The sequence below is a fragment of the Paenibacillus sp. Root444D2 genome (assembly GCF_001426375.1).
Taxonomy (GTDB): domain Bacteria; phylum Bacillota; class Bacilli; order Paenibacillales; family NBRC-103111; genus Paenibacillus_E.
On the sequence record NZ_LMEO01000009.1, the window covers coordinates 88307 to 114745 of the forward strand.

Genomic DNA, 26439 nt, shown 5'->3' on the forward strand with positions numbered 1-26439 from the left:
TTCTCTGAGGGAGTGAGAAAAGGATGAAAAAGATCGGATTTATTGACTATTTCCTAGACGAGTGGCATGCGGAAAAATATCCTGGTTGGATTGAAAAGGCATCGAGTGGCAGCATGAAGGTCGCGTACGCTTATGGCAAGTCTAATGTCGAAGGAAAGCTTAGCAATGCGGAATGGAGCGAGAAGAAGGGAATCCAGCTTCTTGAGTCGATCGAGGCGGTTGTGGAGCAGAGTGACTATTTGCTTGTTCTGTCACCGGATCATCCGGAGTACCATGAGGAACTGTCGTTGATTCCACTTCGGTCGGGCAAGCCTACCTACATTGATAAAACGTTCGCGCCTAACCGAGCAGCGGCCTTGCGGATGTTCGAACTCGCAGATAAGCATGGGACCCCCATGTACTCTACTTCGGCTTTACGGTTCGCTTCAGAGTATATAGGACTAGAAAAACAAGGACTAGAGTCCATTTGCAGCCTAGGACCGGGACAATTTGAGAACTATTCGATCCATCAGGTGGAGCCGATCGTCTCGTTGATGGGGACGGATGTCAAACGAGTGTTGTGGACGGGAACGGCAAACACGCCAGCGCTGCTAATCGGGTATGCGGACGGCCGCCAAGCAACGATCAACCTATATGGATGGGAATGTCCGTTCAGCATGGCGCTCAGTTATGAAGCGGAAGCATCGAAGTTTCTAAAGATCGAGTCGGATTTCTTTGGGGCGTTTATTGAGAATCTTATCGGTTTTTTCGAGACGGGTAAGCCGCCTGTTCCGCAGGCAGAAACGATTGCGATTGCAACGATTCTGGAATTTGGAATGAAGGCGGCGAATACGCCATATCAGTGGCTGGAGCTGCCGTAAACGGAGATGAGATGGGAGCTTTGAGTAGCGCGTTTAATAAGCGTGTATTATGCGTGTAATCCGGTGTGGAACTATATTGTCAGCATAACAACTCCCGTAGCCTGGATTGAATGGAGCATATGACTTTGGCAAGTTGATCGGAGGTCTGAAAGCGGAACGAGCTGTTGATTTCACTAGGGAAGCGGAACGACGATGCGCTAAAGTGCTGTAAAAGGCCGATATTGTGGTCAAACGGAACGACGATCCTCTATTTCGCAAGAATACAACTAAATGCCCGCATTTTGAAGAAATAAGGAATTCTCGTTCCGTGAAGACCCCAATTTGAGCCCTTTGGCCGAAAATAAGGTACTGACGTTCCGCAGGTCATCGTAACCAACTGATGGGATAGTTCCTCGTGAGAACCAACGCGCAAGCACAATTCTAACCAATCGGCCCCATTTGTATCTGCCCCAAAAAGCATTCGGTCCTTTCCAAATGGAAAGAACCGAATGCTTTTTTATGAACATGTGAGGTTATCCGTTCTCAATCCTTATCCGTTGTCAAATCTTAACCCATATCTCCAACTTCATTCTCTCTATTATCATTCGCTGCATCGTCGTACACGCCATCATCATTCTCTTTATCATCGATCTTTTCATTGTGTGTATTGAATACCTTGATCTTAATCTCCGATTGTTTGCCACGATAAGAGGCAGTAATGGTTGCTGATCCAGGCTTCACAGCTGTGATAGTGCCGTCTGCAGCTATGGATGCAACTTTATCGAGCGAAGAGATGAATGTCGCGCCTTGGGTGATGTACGCCATTGTGCCGTCTGAGTAAGTTGCTTTGAGCGGTGCTTGGAAGGTCTCACCTTTCACAAGACTGTGTTTATTCTCTTCAAAAGTGATACTTGCCATTTCGACGACAGTAACAACTGATTTGGCTGTTTTTCCATCATATACAGCAATGATTTCCGCAGTTCCGGCCTTCAGCGCGGTAACCGTTCCGTCTGCGGCAACGGCTGCTGTCTCAGGATTGGTGGAGCTGAACACAGCACCGGTTACTACGGCTCTCGTTTCGTCCGAGTAGACAGCTGTCGTGACAGTTGCATGCTTGTCGCCTGCCACTAGACGGTAGGCGGCAGAATCAAGCTCAATGCCTGTGATGACAGGAGCCGTACGCGTTATGTTCACGGTTTTTTCGTTCGTTTTGCGGCCGTCTACGTAAACGGATATTTTTATAGGATTGGAACCAACTTCCAGCGGGACCATACCGCTAAAGTCTCCGTTGCTAGCCAGTGCAGCGGGAACGCCATTCAAACGAACATCAGCCGTACCCGGCCCAAGTACTTCAACATTGCCTTTGATCTCGAGATTCTTCAGCGGTGTGCTAACGTTTGCATAGGCAAGGTGACCGCGCAGCACGGCCGATCTGACAGCATCACCGACCTTGTAAGTTTTGGCGACCAGCTGCCGTCTCGTCCGAACGCCTGAAGCATCCAGAGCAGAGATCACGAAGCCGCCCTGCGGAATGACGCTGTTATTGGGCGACATATTCGTCCAGTTCCAGCTAAGCGCCTGTTGTTGGTTTACGACCTTAGTGACTTTACCGGTGCTGTCTACGATCGCTTCGACACCAAAGGTGCTGGTAGCTGTCGTTAGACCGAACGAATCCGTATAGACGTTGAGATTATTCTCATTCCGGCTTACATTGTACAAATCGCCTTCTAGGAACGATTCCGGATTGCTAGGAACACTTGAGCCTACCTGATAATCCTTGACGTACTCCACGTTCTGGAGCGACGCTTTAACAACCGACCAATTAACCTGCGAATAGTCGAAGAGCATCAAACCATTCGATTGCGACAAGCCAGCCTGGAACACTGACCGCTGAAGCGGAGGATCCTGGATGTTCGCCAGTGCGATACTCGCGTACATCGGAACTTCGCCGTTCGTTACAATGCTGCCCAGCGTGATGTGATGCTCGATTTCTTTTTGTGTTGTTTGATACGTGCCGATCATTAGAAAATCGATGTTGCCCGTATAACCGCTTTGTGCGTAAGACTCAGTGTAAAGGCTGTCGTCAGGGAATTGCAAACGGCTGTCGTATTTGAAATTCGGGCTGCCCCAGTGGACGCCGTTCAGGTAATAAGAATCAAACCAGGAGCCTACATAGGCGGAAGAGTAGATCTTATGGCCCTTCAGTGCTGTGTACCGATCGGTGAGCGAACGGACTTCATCCGTAAACGTCTTGATCGTCTGCGAGCGGAACTCCCACCAATCGTTGATGAGAGGTCCGTATTGCCGGACATTGTTCACGTAAGTGAAGACGTCAGCAGGCCAATTTGTAAGCTGCTTACCGCGATCGGCGAGAAACGCCTCGAACTTCGAGCGGGTTAACGGGCTGAAGTCGGCAGTTTCATTGTCATAGCGGGTTCGGTCTAGCACGACGCCGTCAACATCGTAGTTTTTGATAACTTCTTCCATGTTTTTCAACTCAAAGGCTCTTACGTCATCATTAGCCGGGTTAACGAAAGCTACGAGGGATTTACCCGTTTTGTAATAGTTGCTTTCACGCAGCCGCAGAATCTGACCGCCATCCTCAGGACGGTAAACATGCTCTTCCCAGTCGAGGTGCTGGTTCAGCAGCCCATACTCGTTGTGCGCAGGTGAGCCTTCGGCAAAGACGTTGAACGCTGCATGGATTTTGATGCCGAGCTGATGCCCGTACCTGATGAACTCCTCCAGCATGTCAAGGTTCGGATTCGCTCCCGCGCGGGTCGGCGCGGTCATTTGGGAGATATGCGGACGACCGGTTAGGTCGTTCTTCTTGTAGTTGGCGAAGCCTTCTACACCTTTAACATCTAGTGCAATTGCCGTGACTCCGGCGTCTTTTGCCTTGGTCAGCATATCATGAACATTTTCAGGCGTTTGCAGCTTGAAAATATTCGTTCCTTGGTCGACCCATAGGACGACTTCCTTTGCGGTGCCCGTTTGTTTTTTGTAAAACACGACAAGCGTCTTGCGGTCATTTTCCGTCCCATTCTTGATGGCGATGACGTCAAGATAATTGACACCCTCCGTGAGACCAACCTCGAGCTGAAAGGTGCCGTTTGCTTGCAACGCAACCGTGGATTGGTTCACACGAATCGAATAGGGGATACCTTGCTCTAGGTTTTCCAGCTTGCCGGAGACTACTGTTTTCGGCTCGGTTACCGTAAACCATTCGTCGTTGTTCAGTTTAAGCCGAGCTTTGAGACCTTGTCCTGTCATTAATTCAGAGACAGGAATGACTTCCCCGTTTTTACGCAGCTTGATTTTGTCACCAACCTTGAAATTTTTCGCGAGGTATTGCTTATAGGTTTTGTTCGCCCAACTGTCGTCATTCGAAACTAGGATGTAACCGCCTTGAGGGATGACTAGGTCAGTAGGCCCTGTCCAGACTGGCACTCCGCCGTTCACGGAAGGGTTTACCACGCGAGTCACTTGGTTAGATCCATCGACGATAACGCCGATGGAAGTTTTGCCAACTGTAATCTGAGGTGCATATTCCGTTGTGAATAAAGCTACATAATCGGTAATACCGCTTACATCCTTATCGACAGCATTAATTTGCTTGCGAGGACCTTCAATATCAATGGTTATATCTACCGGAGCGGCTTCAACTTCAATGTAATCGGCGGCGGCCTCCGCAGTGGCAGTGGCAGCGGAGCCAGAAACGGTCTCCGCAGCAGCAGCAGCAGCGTTCGTGGACCAAAGGGAAACGATCATTGTGACCAATAAGGTCAAAGACATCCATTTCGACTTATTCAACGGGTTTCACTATCCTTCCATTCATTTGATAGGGCTAGTTTTGGACCAGTTCAACTTTGAGGTTTGTCGCAAGCCGTTTCTTAGAAGTGTATTTCTTCGCCTTTTTCGCTAGATTCATAGATACCGCAAAGAATTTTCATCATTTCAACGCCGTCTTGAACAGGAGAAATGGTTTCCTTTTTGCCTTGGCATACTTCAATGAAGTAATTGATTTCATCCTGAAACCCGGCAACAAAATCAAAAGACAGGTTGTTGATCTGCGGAGTGAGGTTCAAGATAGTATCATACTTCTCTGTGACGATGGATAGCTGAGGTTCCAATTCAGCGCCGCCTTTGTCGCCATACAGCTTCACGGTAAGCTCGTCTTCCTTCGCATGAAGCGTGAAGCTTACGTCGACAAGGATGGAGGCGCCATTCTCGAAACGAATCAGCGCATTCGCCATATCCTCTACGGTATTGTGGGAAGCGTCATAGTCCGCTGCCTTGTAGAAGGCAAGGTTTTTCACGTTGGCACGGTTGCCGAGTCTATTGTAGGTATTGCCGGAGACTGATTTCACTTTCGGTCGGCCCATCAGGTACCAGCAAAGGTCGATAACGTGGACGCCTACATCGATCAGCGGGCCGCCGCCAGAACGTTCCACATCGGAAAACCAGCCGCCAGGATTACCGAGACGACGAATGCACGAAGCTTTGGCGTAGTAAATTTCACCGAGTTCATCGTTTTCTAGAAATGATTTGATGATACGAGTATTGGATGCATATCTGCGGACGAAGCCGACCTGAAGCGTTTTACCGGAGCGGTGGACCGCTTCCTCCACGGCTAACGCTTCATTTACCGTTTTGCAGAGCGGTTTTTCCGTAAGCACGTTTTTACCGGCATCCAATGCGGCGATGGATATCGGCGCATGGCTATTGTTCCACGTACAGATGCTGACGGCATCAACTCCTGGATCGGCAAGCAATTCTTTGTAGTCAGTGTAAATGCGTGTTATGCCGTATTTTTCGGCTTTCGCCTTAGCGCGTTCTTCGTTCAGGTCGCAGATGGCGTAAAGCTCAGCGTCTGGATTATTTTGGTATGATTTCAAATGCATTTCGGAAATGGATCCGGCTCCGATGACCGCTACACGTACTTTGCTCATTTGAAAAACTCCTCGTCTCTAGACTATTTTTATACCGAATGAATCGTTGGCCAAGCGAGTTCAATCCCATAGCTTATAAGCATATTCTGGAAGCCACGAAGCTCTGTCTCCATACTGCGCACCTCGCGGGGCAGGAGTTCACGGTCGATACAGCGGCTTGCCAGAAAACCAGCAGCCTCGCCGATGTTCCATTCAACAGGATGGAGCCGGTAGCAGCCGTTTGTGATATGCGTGACGCCAAGATTTTTGCATGCCGGCAGCAGATTGTTTATGCGGACGGGAATCAGGCTGCCTAGTGGAATCTGGAACGGCAGGGAAGAGATATCGATATAATGGCGGTTCCCCGTGCTCGGGTGCAGATCAATTCGGTAACAGCCGATGCCGACAGAATCGGCAAATTGCTCTGCTTTACCATCGGGGCAGCAGGCTGTGCTCACATGCTGTTCCAGTACGGTAAACTGTGCTTTGATCCTGCGTGACTCCCGCATGTACGGAGTCATGGCCAGTCCGTCCTCGGTGCCGACGATGTCTTTGCGCAGACGAAGTCCCGGGTAGCCGAAACCCCCGTCCGGCCGAGGCGCTTCCGTTTGCAGCCAGTAAAGCAACGAGAGGCTAAGCTGCTTCGCATCCCACAAATTCCGTTCTCTTTCCTCATCGCTCACGTCGATGACCGAACCAACCCAGTAGTCATTCTGCGGCCAGTTGACCAGTGTAATGCTACCAGGATAAAAGCCTTTCTCGAAGTTTCTGCTGTCGATGATGCGTCGATAGTAGAACAGAGAGTACTTTTCCGTCCCTTCAAAAAGTTCATAAGTGACATGCTCTAGCGTATGAGGGCGGACGCCGGACCAACTTAGCAGGCGATCGGGCCAAAAATCGGCTTTATACTGCCGCCAGAAATCATAGCGCTCTGGACGTTTGATGGTGTGGTCTTCGCCTTCGATGTAATCCATCGCAAAGCAGTATGTAAAGCCCTGCATGTCCTGCGGTAGAGCTTCCCCTTCCACGGCATGCGGTTCACCGGTTTGGCTCTTGGACTCCGCCCCAGTCACATATTCCGCCCCGGCAAGCGGCAGAACATCTCCACATTCCGTTGCGTCAAGGAAGTAGGCGGCGGATAGCTCCACGAGTTCACCGGTAAGCAAATTCCTTACCCTTATGGTTCGTACATCATCACCGTCCACGGAAGCCGATTCAACGCGATGACGGGTAAGAATCTGCAGCCTCCCGCTGTGAATATAAGGAGCCAGCATTTCCTGCAGAACTGCCAGTGCTGCGCGTGGCTCATGGCACAACCGCGAAACGCCGCCATTCCCGGGGTTAAGATGAATGCGGGACCGTGCCTCTTCGGTAAGGGGAAAGTGGCGCCGGTAATAATCACGCACCCCATCCCGGAACTGCCGGTACGTGCGGGTGCAGCCGAACTGTTCAATCCAGGGGTGCTCATCTGGCGGAACAGCCTGGCTCGTTAATTGCCCGCCAATCCAGTCGGTTTCTTCGGTCATGATCACCGTCTTGCCCGATTTGGCAGCGGCAAGTGCGGCTGCGCAGCCGCCGGTTCCCCCGCCAATCACGACGATATCGGCATGAAATTCTTGAATGTTGTAGTTGCTGTTCATGTGTGGCAACGGAAATATTCCCTCCTTTTTCCTCCTCGCCTGCAGGATTTCACAGGCTATCCTCATTGTAATACAGCGGGAACGAGGTCACAGCGGAGGACCATGACTTCTTTTGGTACTTTAATAACCATTGCCTATGGAAAAAAAGGGATTGCTGGATCGGAGTCGAAAATGGATAACAAAGCCCCACAATGTGAGTGGATTTTAAGGAGTAAGTAGAGGAGGAATGTTAGATGCCAAATCAACAACAACCTGTTAACGCCGTGCAGTTGGACGCAAACATGCGAATTCAGCAATCAGGCGACAATCATGTTAATTGGTATTCACCGTTAGAGAAGCCATTCCAAATTGCCGGTTTCGGTTGGCTGCACGAAGAAAGGCTTTACCGCAGGTTACCGGCAAAACCAGATTGGAAACTCCCAGAGGCGGTAGACCAATTGGCTAACTGCACCGCCGGCGGTCAAATCCGCTTCGAGACGGATGCTATATCGCTATCTGTCAAAGTAAAATTGTTAGGAGTTGCCAATATGTATCATATGCCCTCGACAGGGCAGTGCGGGTTTGACTGTTACATTGGAGGTCCAGGAGAGCAGCTATATTATGGCACAACGGTTTATGATCACAAGCTCGCCGAATACGAAGCTGTTATTTTTAAGGATATGGCGCGGGAGAGACGGATCATTACGCTAAATTTTCCACTCTACCAAGGCGTAGAGGAGGTTTGGATCGGCTTGGAACGTGAAGCGCAGATCGCTCCGCCACCGGCATACGAAAATAACGGCAAGATCATTGTCTACGGCACCTCAATCACGCAAGGCGGCTGTGCAGCCCGTCCGGGGATGGCTTATACCAACATACTTTCCAGACGTATCAACAGGGAGTTTCTCAACCTGGGCTTTTCCGGCAACGGTAAGGGAGAACCTGAGCTCGCTCATATCCTTTCGGACATCCCGAACCCTGCATGCCTGATACTGGATTATGAGGCGAACTGCGTTTCTACTGAACTGCTTCAGACAACTCTACCCGAGTTCATATCGATCTACCGAGATAAACATCCGCTGACTCCAATCCTTGTAATGTCGCGCATCATCTATGCGAAGGACAAATTTCATGATCAAATGGTGAAAGATCGGTCGGAACGCAAACAATTCCAACTCCGAACTGTAGAGCAGCAGCGCGAGATGGGCGATGCCAACATTTATTTTTACGACGGATCTAACCTGCTGGGTGAGGATGCGCACGAATGTACCGTTGACGGAGTCCATCCGACGGACCTCGGCTTTTTGCGTATGTCAGATGGGTTGACGCCAGCCCTGCGAAAGATTTTGGCCGATTAAAGATTGCTGGTTCATTATGCCTGGAGGGGTGGTTGAGTAATGAAAAGAAATAGCGCGGCCATTCTAGCCCTACTCACGTGCTTCGCTACCGCCGGATGCAGCTTTCCGGAATGGTCAAAGAACCAAGACAACGTTTCGGAAGCTGTCCAGGAACCGGTCATTCGAATCATCGTGAACAGCCTGGGCATGAACTTTCCGGAAGGTATGGACGAGAACAACAACCCCTATCTTAGCTACATTGAGAAAAACATCGGCGTACAGGTGAATGTGACACTCCCGCCGCTGAACGGATATGATGAAAAGCTAAATGTCATTATGACATCTGGGGAGCCTCCCGATCTACTGAACACGAGCAATCCCTCTTGGTTTATCAATTTCGTGAATCAGAAGGCGCTCACGCCTTTGAATGATTATATTGAGAAGTATGGGGCGAACCTGAAAGCCAAAATCCCAAAAGAAGCTTGGGATAACGTAACCGTCAATGGTCATATATATGCAATACCCAGTCTGAACGAAGTGAAGGGAACTGAAATTGTTTATGCTCGAAAAGACTGGCTGGACAAGCTCGGCCTGCAGCCTCCGCGAACAATCGAAGAGTTTACAACGGTGATGAAGGCTTTTGCCGAAGGAGACCCGGACGGAAATGGTAGAAAGGATACTTTTGGTCTCTCGATCCTTGAGCGTCTCAGGAGAACGTCACCATTTCTCGGCGCCTTCGGCGTACAAATGAACGCTTGGTATGAGCGGGACGGTAAGTTGGTTTACTCCGGTATCCTCCCAGAAATGAAAGAGGCACTCATTTACCTTCGCAGCCTGTACGACCAGAATATTCTGGACCCGGAGTTCCCGCTCAATAAAATCGATGTACTTGGCGAAAAGATTGCGACTGGCAGGGTCGGCTTATATTCCGCAGCATGGTCTGACACACGCACCCACATTGCGGCTAACCGTAAAAATGATCCAAATGCAATATGGATTCCGCTTGATTTCCCGTTAGGACCGAACGGTAAACACGGGGTCTACAGCACTTCAAACGTCCGTTCTTACAATGTGGTGCCCATTAAGAGTCAAAACGCGGAAGCCGTTGTTAAGTTTCTCGATTTCATCGCTGGCCCCGGTCAAACAAGCCTGAAGCTAGGTTTTGAGAACGAAATTTGGACTCGAGTGAACGGAAAGCTTTCTATCCGGTTTGACGAGCACACGAAGCATGGCTATCGAGGTATCTATGGAGCGTTGGTCGATACCGCTGAGCGGGACATAACGCGGGATCGGCTGGAGGGACTCGGCGAACAATTTCATCTATACGAAAACACGCAGCGAATCGAAAGCAACCTGATGGAAGACCGGTTTAATGGACCGCCGACACCCGCAATGGGCAAGCATTACGTCAAGCTTTCCAAGCTGCAAGAAGAGACTTTTACACGAATCATCGCGGGGTTGAGTCCCATCGAGGAATTCGATGCCTTTGTGAAGAAATGGAAGGATGCAGGCGGCGATGAAATAACTGGAGAAGTGAACGAATGGTGGCGAGAAACCGGCAAGTAGCCGGAAAGTAACAGGGCACGAATGGAGGGACCACCAATATGTTAAAAGAAATCCTGCCTAAAGTGCGCAAAATACTGGTCGGTTATATTCAGATTCGGCTAACATGGTACTTTTTACTGATTCTGCTTCCGCTCGCCGGCTTCAGTCTTTTTGCCATCTCGAAATCACAGTCGATTTTAGAAGTTCAAACGGGTGAGAGGACACAAGGGGCCCTGCATACGATGACGGATTACATCGACCTGACACTGCAGAACCTCGAACAGCTTTCTTCGCTGATCGCATTCGATATGAACATGAACACAACACTGCAGTCCGTTGGGCAGGAGCCGGAAAAGCAGTCGTTCGTTCATTTTGCACAAGTGATGGACCAGATCACGAACATGACGACGGTCAATTTGATCGTGGACCAAATCTCCATCATCCATATGCCGTCACGTACCGTCATTTCCACCAAACTGGGGGGGCGCAAGCTGCCCGAAGGCGCGGAGAAGCAGGAATGGTACCAGCGTTTAATGGAATCCAGTGGGGGTACTGTTTTTTTTACGCCGAAGGAGGGTGAATCTTACTTCGATGCAGACAGCGTTCATCTGATTCGGACGATGGATCCGTATAACAGGACGCTCATTAATCCGAATCTGCTTGTGCTTTCCGTCAAAAAAAGCGCTCTAATCGAGTTGGCGAAACCGCTTCTTCCCTCTAAAAATGCGAATATCTATCTGTTTGGCAGCGACGGAAGCTCGATCACGGGCACAGGTGCGAGTGTACAACCTCAAGTTTGGGATACCGTGAATGAAGTTAGGACGATCCGCAAGTCACAGCAAACCGGTACGGAAATGGTTACGATCAGTGTGAAATCAAAGTTTTCCGGTTGGTCGCTCATGATGGAGCAGCCCTTGGCGGAGCTCCGCAGCCATACCGACTCTCTAAAGGTGTTTAGTTATGGGATATTAGCCGTCAGTCTGGTGCTAGCCGTTTGGATTTCCTGGATCATCTATAGGGGAATTTCCGCACCGCTGCGGAAGCTAGCTTATGGGATGAAACAGCTCCGTACAGGTAATTTCACGATTCAACTGGAAGATACGCGTGTGGACGAACTGGGATACGTGATCGAATCGTTCAATCGGATGGCTGAGAACCAGAAGACACTTATTCGTGACCACTATGAGAAACAGCTTTTACTGTCCAAAATGGAGCTTAAGTTTTTGCAGTCGCAAATCAACCCGCATTTTCTTTATAACACACTAGACTCCATCTATTGGACGGCCAAAAACTATGAAGCGGATGAAATCAGCGAAATGGTGCTTAATCTGTCGAAATTTTTCCGGCTAAGCCTGAATAAGGGAAACGAAACGTTTGCGGTTGGGGAGACCATCGAGCATTTGAAATATTACATTAAAGTCCAACAGCTGAGGTTCTTGGATCATTTTACGGTTCGGTACGACATCGCCGAGGAAAGCGCTCCTTATCATGTATTGAAGCTCCTCCTGCAGCCGCTTGTAGAAAATGCTGTGCTGCACGGTTTGGAAAAGCAGAGCGGGGGCGGAGAACTGTTCATTTCCTCGTATTTGGAAGGTAATCGGCTTGTGCTTGAAGTTTGCGACAACGGGGTAGGGGTCAATGACGAAAGGCTCGCCTATATTTGCGTCAAACTGGAGGAAGCTTCTAAGCTAGCGGCAGAAGGTATTTCAACGGACTTCAAGAAAGATAAGGATCTGTTCGGACTGCGAAATGTGGTCACACGGATGATCATGTACTACGGCAAGGAATCACAATTTATCTTCGAGAGCGATGCCAAAAGGGGCACCCGGATCACACTCCGCCTACCGTTGGAAAAATGTGTGTCGCCAATAGAAGAGCAAGCGGGCTAAGGGTATCTCAATGTGAAGGTGATGAAGGAAAATAGTGGCATTCTTGTTTCATATAATATGATAAAATGGTATCAACTTAAGTGTAACGAGGGGAGGTATCAGGATGAAAAATGAAAGTTTAATGCGCAGGTCAATAGAAACATCTGCATTAAATGATCACGGGTTGTCAGCTTCTACTCAAGTGCAAATGAGTCCAAATTATATACATAGCTTACAAAAGACGATAGGGAATCGGGCTGTTGCCCAAATGGTACGGGCTGGCCAACTAGCCAATCCGACACAAACGGTTCAGAGAAAGACAAATCATACAGGGCTTCCGGATGATTTGAAATCAGGTGTGGAGAGACTTTCGGGGATTTCCTTGGACGATGTGAAAGTCCACTATAATTCTCCCAAGCCTGCCCAATTGCAAGCCCATGCTTATGCGGAGGGGACGAATATTCATGTTGCACCCGGACAAGACCAGCATCTCCCTCATGAAACGTGGCATGTTGTACAGCAAAAGCAAGGCAAGGTGAAACCTAGGATGCAAATGGGAGACGTTGCGATCAACGATGATGCAGGGTTGGAGCAAGAAGCTGATATCATGGGTGCCAAGGCCTTACAGCATGTGCAAGGGGGAGCTGAGCCTTCACGTCCAGACATTCAAAGAAGTTTGCTGAGCGATGCCGGCGTCGTGCAAAGAATGCTTGTTTCCAGTGAAAAAAAACGTAACGGTGACGAGGATGAAAAGCATGTGGAAGCCTCCGATCTCGGAGACGCCAATGTCATATTTATGGAGTATGCACAATTCCTGAAAAAAGACACCTCTGCTTATGTAAAAGGAGAGGTGAAAAAAGGGATTGCAGGACTGAAAAAAGTGTTAAATGAAGCGGAAGTTGACGCCGGTGAGTTAAAAGAAAGCTTCATTGCCGGACTGATTCAGAATGAGTTATGGAAAAAAGCAAAAGCTAGCGATTTTGAATCGCTGCGGACACAGATTTCCACGCTTTATCCTGATTACGATGGTGTTGACGCGTATACAGATCAGGAAACGATTGATTACTGTAAGGATGATCCCGAGCCATTGCAGGCCTGGTTAGAGGAAATAATAACATTAACTGGGAACAAGGTGTCTGATTTCGTTACCGGCGCTGCTGCCTTCACGGCAGAATGGAAAAATTACTTGGCCTACGTTCTGTATGATAAGGCTAAGGTTAAATTTTACGATATGACGGAAGAATTTGTTCCGTTTGTTCAGCCGTTTATTCAACTCATCGAGGATATCAACGAAAACCGGGTTGACAGTTTGGATTATGTGAGAAAGTATGGGAATAACCCAGCTAATTACGGGGCTGAATTTGAGGTTGCTGGTCCTGCTGATATGGTCGCGAAGTATGACAATAAAGCAGTTGTCCATACGCATTATGGCGCTAACAATACGCAGCCAAATTATGGGCATACGAAACCGTATGATAAAAGATATGAAGCGGGTTACGGATATACAGTCGTAAATCTTCCCGAACTCCTTGGGATGGACGACACCCAAAAAACGTACAATGCGTTATAGATGATTGATTCCGCCACTATGTGTCTGGCGGTTTTTTTATTTTAATCATGTTGGACTATGCTTTTGCTAGTTTATCTCTGTCAGCAGCTTGCGGCGGTTGTTCCAACCAACCATTCTCAATCAAGATATCTGATCCATCTTTTGCAAAATTCAAAATTTCTGCCGTTAGTCGAACGTAAATTTCTCCTAAATCAGTCCTAGGACTTTGACCAAGACTTCTGCCATAATGTGCAATTCCAGCCGAGCTTAACGCGGTTGTATGGAACATCATTAGTTTTTCTGAAAATGGCGCATCGGTTGATTCTGTTGGTAGTGTATCCCACGCACTTGCAGATGGAAGATATTCTTTACTTAGTAATGTTCCGAAGATTTCAACGTGTTTATCTGCAATGTTCCTGCCCCTAATGAAATAATCGCGGACCTTTTTGTCCTTAGCAACTTGACTATATCCAATCAGCAAAGACCGACCCAATTGATTTTGAATGAGGTTAAAATAGATATGATTTATTTCAATAGCATTTAACGTCTACCATGTCCAAACAAACCTGCAAGATAACTTTGATTTTGGACATACTCAACTTTTTTCGGAATTGGAATAAAGGGAGCTCTTATGAAAGTTCCTTTTTGTAACATGATTTCTGTTGCTTTATTTAGCAATCGAGCCGATTCATTTAGACATTCGGTAAAGTATTCACACATATCCAAACGAGCGGCATTGGCCAAAGCCAGCGTATAAAATTCAAGCCCAACTTTGCCAATATTCTGTATGTAAAAAAGATAAAAATCATCTAGAAACAAGCGTGGAGTTTCCAAATTAACATCTAATTTTTCCGAAAATCCGTCTGGAACAGGGTATTGTTCCTCAATGAAAAAAGATTTTAATTTCTGTACGTGTGCTCGTGATAATTGCATGGCAAATTCAAGGACGGAACGAATTTCTGTATCTTCCACATGTGACAAGTAAACCTCTAGTGTACAAACTGCTAATGTATCATTTATATATGCAGACCAAATGTTTGCGATTTCTGCAGATGTTAATAAAATCTTATGCTCTGTTTGCATCTTATCACCTTTCCAATGGTGTTATTATTTATTTATAATATTTCCTCCATTGGCATTAATATTCAATATCTGATGTTTAGTGAGTTGTCATCGGACAGGGCAAGTGATGTCTCCATCTGTCATAAAAAAGCCACTCCATAAAGGAGTGGTTTGGTTATAAGATAAGTATTTATATGGTTTGGGTGACGTATAGGCAACCCTTTAATACAGGTGAGATAAGGCCTGATATCCGCGCTGCGTGCAACTTGTAACGATGTTTTACATCGTTACAGATATCTCAGCCGTGGCTGTCTCGCGCTGTAACGATGATATTCAGCGTTGCAGGTGAAAACAGTGCTGTCTCCCGCGCTGCGTGTGGCTTGTAACGATGTTTTACATCGTTGCAGATGTCTGAGCGGTGGCTGTCTCGCGCTGTAACGATGATTTTCAGCGTTGCAGATGAAAACAGTGCTGTCTCCCGCGCTGCGTGCAACTTGTAACGATGTTTTACATCGTTACAGATGTCTCAGCCGAGGCTGTCTCGCGTTGTAACGATTATTTTCAACGTTGCAGATGAAAACAGTGCTGTCTCCCGCGCTGCGAGGTACTTGTAACGATGTTTTACATCGTTACAGATGTCTCAGCCGGTTGTCTCGCGCTGTAACGATGATTTTCATCGTTGCAGATGAAAACAGTGCTGTCTCCCGCGCTGCGAGGTACTTGTAACGATGTTTTACATCGTTGAAGATGTCTCAGCGGTGGCTGTCTCGCGCTGTAACGATGATTTTCAGCGTTGCAGATGAAAACAGTGCTGTCTCCCGTGCTGTGTGCAGCTTGTAACGATGTTTTACATCGTTGCAGATGTCTCAGCCGTAGCTGTCTCGCGCTGTAACGATGATTTTCAGCGTTGCAGATGAAAACAGCGCTTGCTCCGCGCTGCGTGCAACTTGCAACGATGTTTTACATCGTTGCAGATGTCTGAGCCGTGGCTGTCTCGCGCTGTAACGATGTTTTTCAGCGTTGCAGATGAAAACAGTGCTGTCTCCCGCGCTGCGTGCAACTTGTAACGATGTTTTACACGTTACAGATGTCTCAACCGTAGCTGTCTCGCGATGTAACGATGATTTTCAGCGTTGCAGATGAAAACAGTGCTGTCTCCCGTGCTGCGTGCAACTTGCAACGATGTTTTACATCGTTGCAGATGTCTCAGCCGTGGCTGTCTCGCGCTGTAACGATGAATTACATCGTTACAGATGTCCAAGTAGCTGGGAGGGGCTGTTAAACGAAAGACCTGGCTAATGGTCAGGGTTTTCTTATTTTTATATTGAGGTATTAGTCCTTCGCCCCCCCAAAAAAAGTGCTGTTATTTCGATCTCACCATAAATAGATAGGTTAGCGTTGACGCGCAGTGAAGATCTGAAAGACTACACCGAACTTGTCTATGACCATACCGTAAGCTGGACTGAAATGAGTTTCTTGCAGTTCCAAACTCACTTGGCCGTCTTGTCGTAACGCTTCATATAGTTGCTCAGCCTGCTCCTTTTCAGAAGTTGTTATACAGATAGTAACTTGATTACCAATGGGATGGGGTTGACCCGGAAAAATATCGGAAACCATCAGTTCTGTTTGGCCGACTTTTAGCACCGAGTGAGCTATCCGATCTCTTGCATTTTCTGGAAATGATAATTCGTCGGAATCCGGACTCTCTCCAAAGGTTTGGATAAAGACAACTTTAGCGTCCAATGATTGTACATAAAAATCGATAGCTTCTTTGGCATTTCCGTCCAACATAATAAAAGGTGTTAATTGTAAAATCATGATTACACAGCTCCCTTGGTTCAAATTTTTTATTCTTTCGCTCAATGCCAATTATAATTTATAATAGTGACAGTACTTGTCATAAATATAAAAAATGGAGAATTGCTATGCCCAAATCAAAACGACTCCTGGCATTGATGATGACTGTTAACCGAAAACGGAAGTTTACTGTCAAGGAACTTGCCCAAGAATTTGAGGTGTCATCGAGAACGATTTTAAGAGATTTACAGGAATTAAGTGAGTTAGGAGTTCCTTTATACTCGGAAGTGGGACCTCATGGCGGTTATCAGGTGTTGAATGAAAGAATCCTGCCACCCATTGCCTTTACTGAGGAAGAGGCCATAGCCATATTTTTTGCTTGTCATGCCCTGCGGCACTATGCCAATCTCCCTTTTAAAACGGAAGCTTCTTCGGCATTGAGCAAGTTTTATAACTACATGTCTGGAGACGTCCGGGATCGTATTGATCAAATGAAAAACCGGGTTGACTTTATAACGCCGTCAAGACATTCGGAATCCCCCTTTTTATCCATCTTACTGGATGGGGCTATCGATCAAAAAGTCCTTCTCATCGATTATGAATCGCGAGAAGGAATATCTAGTAGGGAAATCCAGCCGATTGGTATCTATGCAAGCAATGGCTTATGGTACTGTCCAGCTTATTGCTTTATTCGCGGCGATATTCGTGTATTCCGATGTGACAGAATTCATTCGGCGGTTTCTTCTGCTTCGAAACCGATGGATCTTCGTCATGTTCATCTTGGAAATAGAGAATCACTTAGCAAAGAGGAAGAGGAAGAAGTTATTTTATTTGTGGAATTAAGCAAAGAAGGTGTCCAGAAGTGCGAGAATGAATTATGGACGGTATCTAAATTACATATCCGTAACGATGGCACAGGTTGTCTAGACGGTAACATTGCAAAAAGTGACATCCCGTTTTTCGCAAAGTTTATTCTTGGTTTGGGTAGTGAGGCGACCGTAAAAAGTCCATCGGAATTGGTGGATGGGATGAAAGAGATGATGGCCGAAATCATGGCAAAATACAAGTAAGAAAAGATGACTAGTAACAAGGTTGCCGTACAGTTCGACAAAGCTAGTTACATTCGATATAATGAGAACTGCCAAAAGGAGGGAACTAACATGAACGAAACATTGCCACCAAAAACGTGTTCGATCGACCGACTCGTTACGAAAGAAGCTGAAGTTAGCAAGGTACTTGCTGGTGAGAAAACAGCTTGCAGACGTAATGGACGCTATGCAGATATCGGTGAAACGATGGAATTGCAAGGCATTGCTTTTACAGTAACTAACGTTTATCAACAAGCTTTGGGTGAATTGACTGTGGAACATGCAAAAGCAGAAGGTCATACATCCGTTGATGAGTACCGTGATAGTATTTTAGCTATGCATCCAGGTATGCCATGGCTGCCGCAAATGAAAGTATGGGTACACGAATTTCAAAAGGCTGAATAAGTAAGAACAAAAAACAGTGTGGATCCATGGATCTGCACTGTTTTGTTGACCACATAAGAAAGTATAAGTTTTCGGTTTCCGAAAACCGCTTTCTTATTGGCGATAAAACCTAATATAGGGATCTTTGGTCGTAGACCAAAGTCTCTCCTCGTTAAACGCGGTCGCTCATCTTTGAATGGCCTCGATAGAGGTTTTCTCAATTCTCAGATAGAACGGATGATGGTGTTGTCTTGGTACGTACTGCTTTTATATATCCATATATTTAGTGTTGTTTTAAGTATTGGCCCTTATTTTATCCTGTTTCCACTATTGGCTAGAATTCGAAATGCGCCATTCGAGCAATTGCCAGACTACCTAGAGCCATTTCGCATTACGGTTCGGCTTACTAAGCATGCCGGCCATGTGCTAGTTGCGACAGGGATTTTACTCACATGGTTAACGGCGTGGACGTGGAAGACATCATGGATTATAGTTACGGTCCTCATTATGGTTGCTTCGCTGTACTTTATCGCCCGTGCATTCTCGCCACTGCTTCGTAAGCTAAAGGCACCCCACGATAGTCGAGATTTCTTAGTGAACAAGCTGCGCAAGGCGTTATTCTGGTATGTCATCATTACGCTGTCTATGATGTGGTTTATGGTAGCCAAACCGACTCTTTGGTAGATAGGTTAATCTGCTAGCTTTCGAGCGTACATCACAACGAAATTGTAATATTTATAGACACAGTCAACGTCGATGAAGCCGCAAGCTCGAAGCCAATTCAGCTGTTGATCGAGGGGAGCCATTTTATCCAGCTTTGTCCTTTCGTAGGCAGCTTGCACAGCTTCAGGAGTTAGATCAGTGGCTTCAACTTTGGCCTCCCAATCAGAACGGTACAATTGATCAAGGAAAGTGCTGCTGCCTTGGACTTGATCTGCGTTAATGAAGACCCCTCCTGGTTTAAGCAGCTTAAAAATCCTCTCATACAGGGCATGCTTATCCTGATCCTCGAGATGGTGAATGGAGAGCGAAGAGATTACGCAATCAAATGGTTCAGAAGTCTCGAATGTACTATAATCCTCAGCAATGTAGGTCATATTGGCTTGGGTTTCTCCAAATCGCCGTATAGCGATGTCGAGCATGCTTTGTGAGAGATCAATTAACGTTATTTTGGCATTCGGATATTTGTTTAGTACGTAAGAGGAAAAGAGACCTGTACCAGCTCCTAGGTCGAGAATATGTGGAGATGCATGATCGACCTGCACAAGTGAAGTTGCTGTGTGGTAAAAATCATCAAAACAAGGAATAAGTTTTCTTCGCTGGCTATCATACTTCTCAGCAATTTCGTTGAATTTTGTTGTGATTTGTTGGTTTGCTTGCTCGCTCATAGTTTGATCACTCCGTTCGGTAGATTAGCTGTTTTTGCTTCCTGGTCTCATTTTAAAGGGAAAAGCAGGAAAAATCTAAGATATAAAACCGATCATCTTTATAGGTATAAACTATCAAGGTGGCATGAACTATTGCGAAATAGTTCAAAAGGGTCAATGTTTTGTTCGACGCAACAGCTGATTAAGAACCTCGGAGAAGACTAGTCCGATCGCGATAGCACCAGATAACAGGAAGGCTTTGGCTGCTAGCTGTACGGCCAGATCATAGTGATTGAGGACGACATTACGCATGGCATCATAGGCTAATCCTCCTGGAACTAACGGGATGATACCCGATACACTGAATACGATAACAGGTGTTTTATATATTTTCGCAAAAAATTGACTGATAACAGTTACGAAAAAAGAGGCAATCAACGTGGCCAGGATGGGGTCTAAAGGAATCATTTGAATGGAAACATATAACATCCACCCGCACATACCCACGAAGCCGCACTGCAAAAGTGTGCCCTTAGGAACATTGAATAGAATAGCGAATGCTGCAGTCGCAATGAAACTCGTTAAGAGCTGTTCAATCATCATCATCCTAAACTCCCACCCCGTTATAAAATGAAAGTACAAAGGCAATGCCGGCTCCAATGGCAAAAGCAGTTAAGAAGGCTTCAGCGCCTTTGGAAACCCCTGAAACGAAATGGCCAGCCATTAAGTCGCGCACGGCATTCGTAATGAGAAGTCCCGGAACAAGCGGCATGACAGAGCCAATAATAATGGTATCAAGTGCATGACCAAACCCCACTTTGACAAACAAGAAAGCCATGGTTCCGATGAGTAAGGACGCCAGAAATTCAGCGAAGAACTTAATCGGCACTAACCGATTAAAATAATTAAGGAAGGCTAAGCCAGCTCCGCCAGCAACGAAAGCAGGTAGGAAATCATGCCATTCTCCTTGGAACATGATTAAGAAACAACCGCTTGCAACAGCAGCGGATAGTATTTGAAACCAAGCGGGATAACGCATCTGGGCCACATCAATGTCCTCAAGCAGCCGATAAGCTTCTGTGGGCGTTAGTTCCCCCTGGCTGATTCGTCTAGAAATTGCATTCACAACCGTGACTTTGCGAAGATCGGTCGAACGAGCGGATATACGAATTAGTCTTGTGGTCTGCTCAGGCCCATCTATGGAGAAAATGATGCCAGTAGGTGTTACAAAGCTATGGGAGTTCGGTACGCCAAAGGCTTCTGCGACATGGGTCATGGTATCTTCGACACGATAGGTTTCACCACCGTTTTCCAGCATGATTTTACCAGCTAGTAAACAAACTTGTGCAATTTCGTAGTTCGTAGCAGCAGGATAAGCCATGGTTTGTTCTCTCCTGAAAAAGTATTTGCCAAAAGTATAATATATCACGGAAACCATTGAAAATCCTAAGTTGAACTCATTTGGTGTATGTCCCACTACAATCGGCCATGTCTCCGCATGTTCTTAACGACAAAAGGAAATCGTAAAAGATAAGTTACCAAAAGGAGGAATATCATGAGAGCTTTTAGGAGAACATTTCTTGCTATGTCGGTTGTATTACTCATCATAACGAATAGCACGACTATTTATGCAAAAAAGCCCGCCGAACTGCTGAAAGCAGCATTCATTCGAAATGGCGACCTATGGATTAAAGCTGGTGACAACGAAAGACAACAGACCCGAGGAGCATACATATTAAACCCGAAATGGTCTTATGACGGCAAGTGGATAGCCTATACAAAGGGCGAAAATGAACAAGAAATTTGGCTATTACAGGTTCAAACTGGACAAAGTCATCTCGTTGCACAGGAAGGCGGAAGGAACTTCCAATGGCAACCTAACCGGAATTCTCTCGCATTTCTTACCGCGCAGCAGCTTAATTGGATAGACTCCGATGAACTTGCAAAACCGAAGAAAGTTGCAGAGGGGATTGGGAATTTTTCCTGGTATCCGGATGGGAGCAGTATTTTAGTTTCAACGGAAGCCAAGCTCTTAGACAACGAATGGACACCGATACGAATAATGAAGATACCATTAACCGCTAATGCCGATCCAACCCGCTTTGAGACGTTGCATGTACTGCCCAAGCAGTCTGATGATTTTTTTGCTGTTGGTACAAGCATCTTCAAATGGTCTGCAAACGGACGTTGGATTGCCTTCTTAGCTAAACCTACCGCATCGCTGTCGGCTGATGGCAACACACTCTGTGTATTATCCGCAGATGGCTCAGTTTTCAAAACAATTGATCAAATGGTTAACAACGAGATGTGGTTTGAGTGGGCGAGCAAAGATGAAACACTTGCCTATATCGAAGGTGTTGGAAGAGAAGCTACAACGAATAAACATTTGAAAGTTATGCGGATTCCTGCCGGAAAATCTGTTTCCTACACTCCTAATGGTTACGTCGAGCAAAACTTCACTTGGTATGGTCTCCGGAATATCGTTTCTTCAAGATCAAAAGAGGCGGAGTGGTCAATAGACCCAGCCAAACGGCAATTTCCATATTTGGTTAATGTGAAGCTGAAGAGTCAACATCAGAAATTATTGACGCAGCCTTCGGAAACTTACGGCGATTTTAATCCCATTTCTCTACCATCACACCAGTTGGCATGGATTAGATCCAATCGCAGCTATTCAAATGTCATAGTCACTGATCCTCATAGCAAAAATGCTGAAACGTGGATCGAAAACATAGACATTGGAGCCAACTACTACGAACAAAGGAATTGGAATACTGTTCTAAGTTTTTTTATTCGAAAATAAGCGATTGAGACTACACTTAAAAAATTTGATGCAACCTGAGCCGAGTATTTAGTTGAACTCAGGTTGTTTAGTTATGCTCATATTGGATATTGGAGTGCCAACCAACGATATTGAGGCTAGAATGAAAGCAAATAAGGTATAATTGGTGTATAATGGAATTAAAAAATGTTGTGGGGTTATGCGATGCCGAAGTATATTGCACTTTTGCGAGGAATTAATGTAAGCGGTCAGAAAATTATTAAGATGGACAAGCTGCGGAGCATTTTTGAATCCATGGATTATAAAAATGTAATGACATATATACAAAGCGGTAACGTCATTTTTGATTGTGAGGAAAATGATCCTGCAGACGTACGTGATCGAATTGTGAACGAGCTCAAGGTACAACTTACTTTCGATATTCCCGTTGTCATCCGAACATTAGAGGAATTGCACGAGGTTGTAGAAAACACACCTTACCAAATAGTCAATGCAGAAGCGAATGAACAAAGATATATAACCTTTTTATCTCATTCAGCGACTGATGCGGCTATCGCAAAATTAGAAGCCTTTCAAAATGAAGTGGACGAGTTCCGTGTCAAAGGGCTAACCGTATATTTACTCATTCGTAAAAACTACGGAGAATCAAAGTTCAGCAACAATTTTATCGAAAAGAAGCTAGGTGTATCCGCGACAACAAGGAACTGGGAGACCGTGAATAAATTGATTCAACTTGCAGAAGGAGGGAGTTAAACCAAGATGGCCTATGATGATGAACACATGAGTTATAAGAATACATTTATACAGGTTTCTGCTGACTGTCCAGTTGAAGTAGGGATTGTACCTTCCATGAAAAAGGATAGTAAAACCGCTCATTTGATCCAATACGAGCTGCTGTCTCAGAACCCATACAAATATACCCAAGGCGAGCTTATTTATGAAGTCTATTTGCAACATAAGCAAATACCTCAGAGCGAAATCGAAGCTCGTAGTGATGAAATTCGTGAGGAGCTTTTTTCTAAAAACCACCCTTGTTTAAGAGCATCCATGCTTCCAAAGAAGCACGGTTGGGGTGTACATTACAATGAAGAAGGCAAAATTGCGATTTACCCCATGGAATCTGAAGCTTACCAGCAATTTGTTGAAGCAGGTACGGGACATGAAGATGGTCCAAAGTTATTATTTGCGATGAGAAATTCTCGCGGGTGAAAGAAATAGGAAATGAAAACATGGAATCCTTTTATCGGAAAGGGATTCTTTTTTTATTCGTAATGTTCTGGAAAGCCTCACTCGATGAGTGGAAACGCGGCTATCTACAGGAAGATGATGGTTACATTTGTTTACTTTGCGGCAAGAGAACGGAAGCAGGGATTATTTACCCCCAAGATGGTGTCTTGTATGAGGCAGAGCGTTATCTGAAATGGCATATTGGGCATGCACATGGATCTGTCTTTCAATATTTGATCGGGTTGGATAAAAAGCTTACAGGTCTAACTGATCATCAAAATAGTTTGCTTCAGCTTTTCTATGAAGGAAAGAGCGATAGTGAAATCCAAAAGGAATTGGGAATTGGCAGTGCTTCAACGATTCGCAATCATCGATTTGGATTGAAGGAGAAAGAGCGCTAAGCCAAAATTTTTGTGACGATGATGGAGCTGTTGAAAGAGAAGGACCAGCATGCGCCAGCTTTTGTAGAGATTCATAAATCGGCCAAGATGGTGGATGAACGATACAATATGACGGAAGATGAGTACGAGAAGATCGTTAAGAAGTATTTCCCTGATGGTACGTCAGGTGAACTAGTCTCATTTTCACAGCAAGAAAAGCATAAAGTCGTTGTGCTGCGTGAAATTGCCAAACGATTCGAACAGGATCGCTTTTATGGAGAAAAGGAAGTAAACGAGATGATCATTGAATATGGCTTTCTCGATCGACAACCAGACGGAAGTCAATATTGGCTGAAAGGATGAATATGAACAACATGAATAAAAAGGAGATCAATGAGATGAATCGTAGACAAGAGCTGCAGCAGCAATATAAAGAAACGAAGAAGGAAGCCGGTGTATTTCAAGTCCGAAATACGATTAATGGAAAGCTGTGGGTTATAAGCACGAAGAATTTAAAATCTATGAATGGGAAGCTAATGGAATTACAAATGGACACGCATCGGAACCAGCTTCTGCAGAAGGAATGGAACGAATTTGGTGGCGATGCCTTCGTGCTTGAGGTTCTAGAAGTACTCAAAGTGAAGGAGACCGGTTACTTCGACGAAAATGATGCGCTGAAAAAGCTGGAAGAGAAGTGGCTTGAGGAGCTCCAGCCATATGAGGATCGCGGTTATAATCCCCTTTTGCTAGGGATGTAATTCAAATATTGGAGATAATACGGGAATGAAATGTGTGGAGTATAAGATATATGACATGTTTTATGAGAGCAAGTGAAGTGAAGGAGATAATTCTAGAATGGGGTGTGAACGATGAATGGTAGGGGTATTAATAATTATTTGCGAATTGTGCGAACGCTTGCGCCTATATTCGCGTTCGTGTGGCTCTGGCTGGCATGCTTCGCGCCAGCAGTAACCCGAGCATCCGCGTCCCAAGTCGCGGCGGAAGGGCAGCAGCATGGGATCGCGATTCCCGTGCTGAACTACCACAGCATCGGGGTGGAACCAGGGAACACGTACGTGCTCCACCCCGATAAGTTCGCGCGTCAAATGGACTATTTGTCCGCGCATCACTACACCCCGTTGACGCTGGGCGACTTCGCGCGCATCATCGAGAAGAAACAACCGTCACCGGAGAGGCCCGTGCTGCTCACGTTCGATGACGGCTACGCGAACAACGCTGAGGTGGCGATGCCGATCCTCCAGCGGCACGGTTTTCCGGCGACGCTGTTCCTGTCGCCAGGATTCATTGGCCAGCCAGGCTACTTGAGCTGGCCGCAAGTACAAGAGCTGAGCGCGGCGGGGTGGGACATAGCGCCGCATAGCATGACACATCCGCATCTCCCGCAGCTCAGTATAGAACAGCAGCGCGAGGAGATCACGGAATCGCGCCGACGTATTGAACAGGCGATTGGGAAGAGCGCTGATGTTTTTGCACATCCGTATGGCGAGTACAACGAGGATACGTTGAAGATCTTAAAAGAGGAGGAATTCCGCTACGCGTTTACAACGAAGGAAGGCTACGCTTCGTCGAACCAATCGCCATATGAACTAAGTCGAATTGTCGTTCATGGCGAAGATGATTTCGCTACATGGGTTCAGAAGCTTCTATATTCAGGAAGAAGGAAATAAGTTACTCACGTAGAGTAATAAGTATCACCTTATCCCTTTTTCGATCTAACTAGACTGTAGAGTAATGTACTAAAGTGCTACAAATCCGGTTGTTTTGACAGACTAGATTAATTTTTATGGAGTTTTTGGAGAGTAAAACTTATCCTTATTAGCTTGGAAGGCCAGGTTTGTGTCTTAGTTGTCTTATTTAGTTTGGTTAGCTTATTCGGCTTGTTCTGCTTGGTTAGCTCGTTCTGCTTGGTTAGCTCGTTCTGCTTGGTTAGCTCGTTTTGCTTGATTGGTTTGTTAGGCAAAGTCAGATTGTTAAATTGAATTTTTTGGAATGTGTATTTGTAGTCGGTTAGAAGGGAAGGAGTAGGGGAAGGAAAAGAAAAAGGAAAAGGAAAAAGAAAAAGAAAAAGAGAAGGCGTAGAAGAAGAAGTAAAAGTAAAAGTAAAAGTAGAAGTAGAAGTAGAAGTAGAAGTAGAAGTAGAAGTAGAAGTAGAAGTAGAAGTAGGAGTAGAAGTAAAAGTAAAAGTAAAAGTAAAAGTAGAAGTAGGAGTAGAAGTAGAAGTAGAAGTAGAAGTAGAAGTAGAAGTAGAAGTAGAAGTAGAAGTAGAAGTAGAAGTAGAAGTAGAAGTAGAAGTAGAAGTAGAAGTAGAAGTAGAAGTAGAAGTAGAAGTAGAAGTAGAAGAGTAAGAAGGAGTAAGAGTAGGAGTAGGAGTAGAAGAGTAAAAAGGAGTAGAAGTAGTAGAAGGAGTAAGAGTAAGAGTAAGAGTAAGAGTAGGTGAATTAGGAAGCCAGTTTTACAGCCTTCCTTGGCTTAGTTGAGGGGGAAGTTGTACATCGTACAACATTTATCGTTGGTTTCTTCTCAGATAGCTAACAATGTTGTATTCTGTACAACAATTCTATAAAGCCCCCTAATTAAGTTGGACACTTTTAGGCTAAGAAAATACAATGAAATTAGCCGGAGGTTGTTCGTATGAGGGTAAAG

Annotated in this window: 23 protein-coding genes and 1 pseudogene; 14 read left to right on the plus strand and 10 right to left on the minus strand. The window is 45.9% G+C overall.

Features of this window, described 5'->3' with window-relative positions; all coding sequences use genetic code 11:
• Window positions 1-23: 23 nt before the first annotated feature.
• Window positions 24-860 (plus strand): hypothetical protein, encoded by an 837-nt coding sequence (locus ASD40_RS07700; RefSeq protein WP_057302729.1) that lies wholly within the window; start codon window positions 24-26, stop codon window positions 858-860.
• A 546-nt stretch (window positions 861-1406) separates the two neighbouring features.
• On the opposite strand, the gene ASD40_RS07710 is transcribed toward ASD40_RS07700, so the two are convergent.
• The 3 genes from ASD40_RS07710 to ASD40_RS07720 all read right to left on the minus strand — a co-directional run bounded on the left by ASD40_RS07710 (window position 1407) and on the right by ASD40_RS07720 (window position 7410).
• A complete protein-coding gene (locus ASD40_RS07710; protein WP_156389930.1) occupies window positions 1407-4652 on the minus strand; it encodes a family 10 glycosylhydrolase in 3246 nt (1081 codons plus the stop codon).
• Between the two features lie 80 nt (window positions 4653-4732).
• Entirely contained in the window at window positions 4733-5791 is a 1059-nt protein-coding gene (locus tag ASD40_RS07715) for a Gfo/Idh/MocA family protein (protein WP_057302732.1), read from the minus strand.
• Between the two features lie 29 nt (window positions 5792-5820).
• On the minus strand, window positions 5821-7410 hold the full coding sequence (locus ASD40_RS07720; protein WP_200957385.1) for an FAD-dependent oxidoreductase: 1590 nt from the start codon (window positions 7408-7410) through the stop codon (window positions 5821-5823).
• A gap of 233 nt (window positions 7411-7643) precedes the next feature.
• Here ASD40_RS07720 and ASD40_RS07725 point away from each other — a divergent pair, with 233 nt between their 5' ends.
• The 4 genes from ASD40_RS07725 to ASD40_RS36055 all read left to right on the plus strand — a co-directional run bounded on the left by ASD40_RS07725 (window position 7644) and on the right by ASD40_RS36055 (window position 13709).
• The gene (locus tag ASD40_RS07725; RefSeq protein WP_057302733.1) at window positions 7644-8747 is read left to right on the plus strand and encodes an SGNH/GDSL hydrolase family protein; all 1104 of its coding nucleotides are present in this window, start codon (window positions 7644-7646) and stop codon (window positions 8745-8747) included.
• Window positions 8748-8786: 39 nt separating this feature from the next.
• On the plus strand, window positions 8787-10292 hold the full coding sequence (locus ASD40_RS07730; RefSeq protein ID WP_057302734.1) for an extracellular solute-binding protein: 1506 nt from the start codon (window positions 8787-8789) through the stop codon (window positions 10290-10292).
• 38 nt (window positions 10293-10330) lie between these two features.
• Window positions 10331-12160 carry a cache domain-containing sensor histidine kinase gene (locus tag ASD40_RS07735; protein WP_057302735.1) on the plus strand — a complete coding sequence of 610 codons (1830 nt, stop codon included), beginning with the start codon at window positions 10331-10333 and terminating at the stop codon, window positions 12158-12160.
• Between the two features lie 103 nt (window positions 12161-12263).
• Window positions 12264-13709, plus strand: coding sequence for an eCIS core domain-containing protein (locus ASD40_RS36055; protein ID WP_063870739.1), 1446 nt, complete (start codon window positions 12264-12266; stop codon window positions 13707-13709).
• Between the two features lie 55 nt (window positions 13710-13764).
• Here the strand turns inward: ASD40_RS36055 and ASD40_RS38495 are convergent, their stop codons facing one another.
• From ASD40_RS38495 to ASD40_RS07750, 3 genes are all read right to left on the minus strand, one after another.
• Window positions 13765-14181: a DUF3231 family protein gene (locus ASD40_RS38495; RefSeq protein ID WP_235549193.1), complete on the minus strand. Its 417-nt coding sequence runs from the start codon at window positions 14179-14181 to the stop codon at window positions 13765-13767.
• A 47-nt stretch (window positions 14182-14228) separates the two neighbouring features.
• Window positions 14229-14771, minus strand: coding sequence for a DUF3231 family protein (locus ASD40_RS38500; protein WP_235549194.1), 543 nt, complete (start codon window positions 14769-14771; stop codon window positions 14229-14231).
• Between the two features lie 1371 nt (window positions 14772-16142).
• A complete protein-coding gene (locus ASD40_RS07750; protein ID WP_057302736.1) occupies window positions 16143-16568 on the minus strand; it encodes a VOC family protein in 426 nt (141 codons plus the stop codon).
• A 107-nt stretch (window positions 16569-16675) separates the two neighbouring features.
• Between ASD40_RS07750 and ASD40_RS07755 the strand changes: the two genes are divergently transcribed.
• From ASD40_RS07755 to ASD40_RS07765, 3 genes are all read left to right on the plus strand, one after another.
• Entirely contained in the window at window positions 16676-17617 is a 942-nt protein-coding gene (locus ASD40_RS07755; protein WP_057302737.1) for a helix-turn-helix transcriptional regulator, read from the plus strand.
• A gap of 90 nt (window positions 17618-17707) precedes the next feature.
• The gene (locus tag ASD40_RS07760; RefSeq protein WP_057302738.1) at window positions 17708-18040 is read left to right on the plus strand and encodes a hypothetical protein; all 333 of its coding nucleotides are present in this window, start codon (window positions 17708-17710) and stop codon (window positions 18038-18040) included.
• A gap of 219 nt (window positions 18041-18259) precedes the next feature.
• Complete coding sequence (locus ASD40_RS07765; RefSeq protein WP_057302754.1) at window positions 18260-18703, plus strand: DUF2269 family protein; 444 nt, start codon at window positions 18260-18262, stop codon at window positions 18701-18703.
• Between the two features lie 5 nt (window positions 18704-18708).
• On the opposite strand, the gene ASD40_RS07770 is transcribed toward ASD40_RS07765, so the two are convergent.
• The 3 genes from ASD40_RS07770 to ASD40_RS07780 form a co-directional block, all read right to left on the minus strand.
• Window positions 18709-19407: a class I SAM-dependent methyltransferase gene (locus ASD40_RS07770; RefSeq protein WP_057302739.1), complete on the minus strand. Its 699-nt coding sequence runs from the start codon at window positions 19405-19407 to the stop codon at window positions 18709-18711.
• 153 nt (window positions 19408-19560) lie between these two features.
• A complete protein-coding gene (locus ASD40_RS07775) occupies window positions 19561-19989 on the minus strand; it encodes a threonine/serine exporter family protein (RefSeq protein WP_047677780.1) in 429 nt (142 codons plus the stop codon).
• A gap of 4 nt (window positions 19990-19993) precedes the next feature.
• Entirely contained in the window at window positions 19994-20767 is a 774-nt protein-coding gene (locus tag ASD40_RS07780; protein ID WP_057302740.1) for a threonine/serine exporter family protein, read from the minus strand.
• Window positions 20768-20941: 174 nt separating this feature from the next.
• Between ASD40_RS07780 and ASD40_RS07785 the strand changes: the two genes are divergently transcribed.
• The 5 genes and pseudogenes from ASD40_RS07785 (at window position 20942) to ASD40_RS07805 (ending at window position 24533) form a co-directional block, all read left to right on the plus strand.
• Window positions 20942-22189: a TolB family protein gene (locus ASD40_RS07785; protein ID WP_057302741.1), complete on the plus strand. Its 1248-nt coding sequence runs from the start codon at window positions 20942-20944 to the stop codon at window positions 22187-22189.
• A gap of 183 nt (window positions 22190-22372) precedes the next feature.
• The gene (locus tag ASD40_RS07790) at window positions 22373-22921 is read left to right on the plus strand and encodes a DUF1697 domain-containing protein (protein ID WP_057302755.1); all 549 of its coding nucleotides are present in this window, start codon (window positions 22373-22375) and stop codon (window positions 22919-22921) included.
• A gap of 6 nt (window positions 22922-22927) precedes the next feature.
• Window positions 22928-23377, plus strand: a complete 450-nt coding sequence (locus ASD40_RS07795) for a DUF6157 family protein (protein ID WP_235549195.1) — start codon at window positions 22928-22930, stop codon at window positions 23375-23377.
• Between the two features lie 62 nt (window positions 23378-23439).
• Window positions 23440-24138: pseudogene (locus ASD40_RS07800) on the plus strand (DUF2087 domain-containing protein).
• A 35-nt stretch (window positions 24139-24173) separates the two neighbouring features.
• On the plus strand, window positions 24174-24533 hold the full coding sequence (locus ASD40_RS07805; RefSeq protein ID WP_057302757.1) for a GIY-YIG nuclease family protein: 360 nt from the start codon (window positions 24174-24176) through the stop codon (window positions 24531-24533).
• Between the two features lie 60 nt (window positions 24534-24593).
• Here the strand turns inward: ASD40_RS07805 and ASD40_RS37775 are convergent, their stop codons facing one another.
• Window positions 24594-24902: a hypothetical protein gene (locus ASD40_RS37775; RefSeq protein ID WP_162251207.1), complete on the minus strand. Its 309-nt coding sequence runs from the start codon at window positions 24900-24902 to the stop codon at window positions 24594-24596.
• On the opposite strand from ASD40_RS37775, the gene ASD40_RS07810 reads away from it, so the two are divergent.
• Window positions 24882-25463 carry a polysaccharide deacetylase family protein gene (locus tag ASD40_RS07810; protein ID WP_268795880.1) on the plus strand — a complete coding sequence of 194 codons (582 nt, stop codon included), beginning with the start codon at window positions 24882-24884 and terminating at the stop codon, window positions 25461-25463. The two genes, ASD40_RS37775 and ASD40_RS07810, sit on opposite strands and share 21 nt — an antisense overlap.
• Window positions 25464-26439 lie beyond the last annotated feature (976 nt).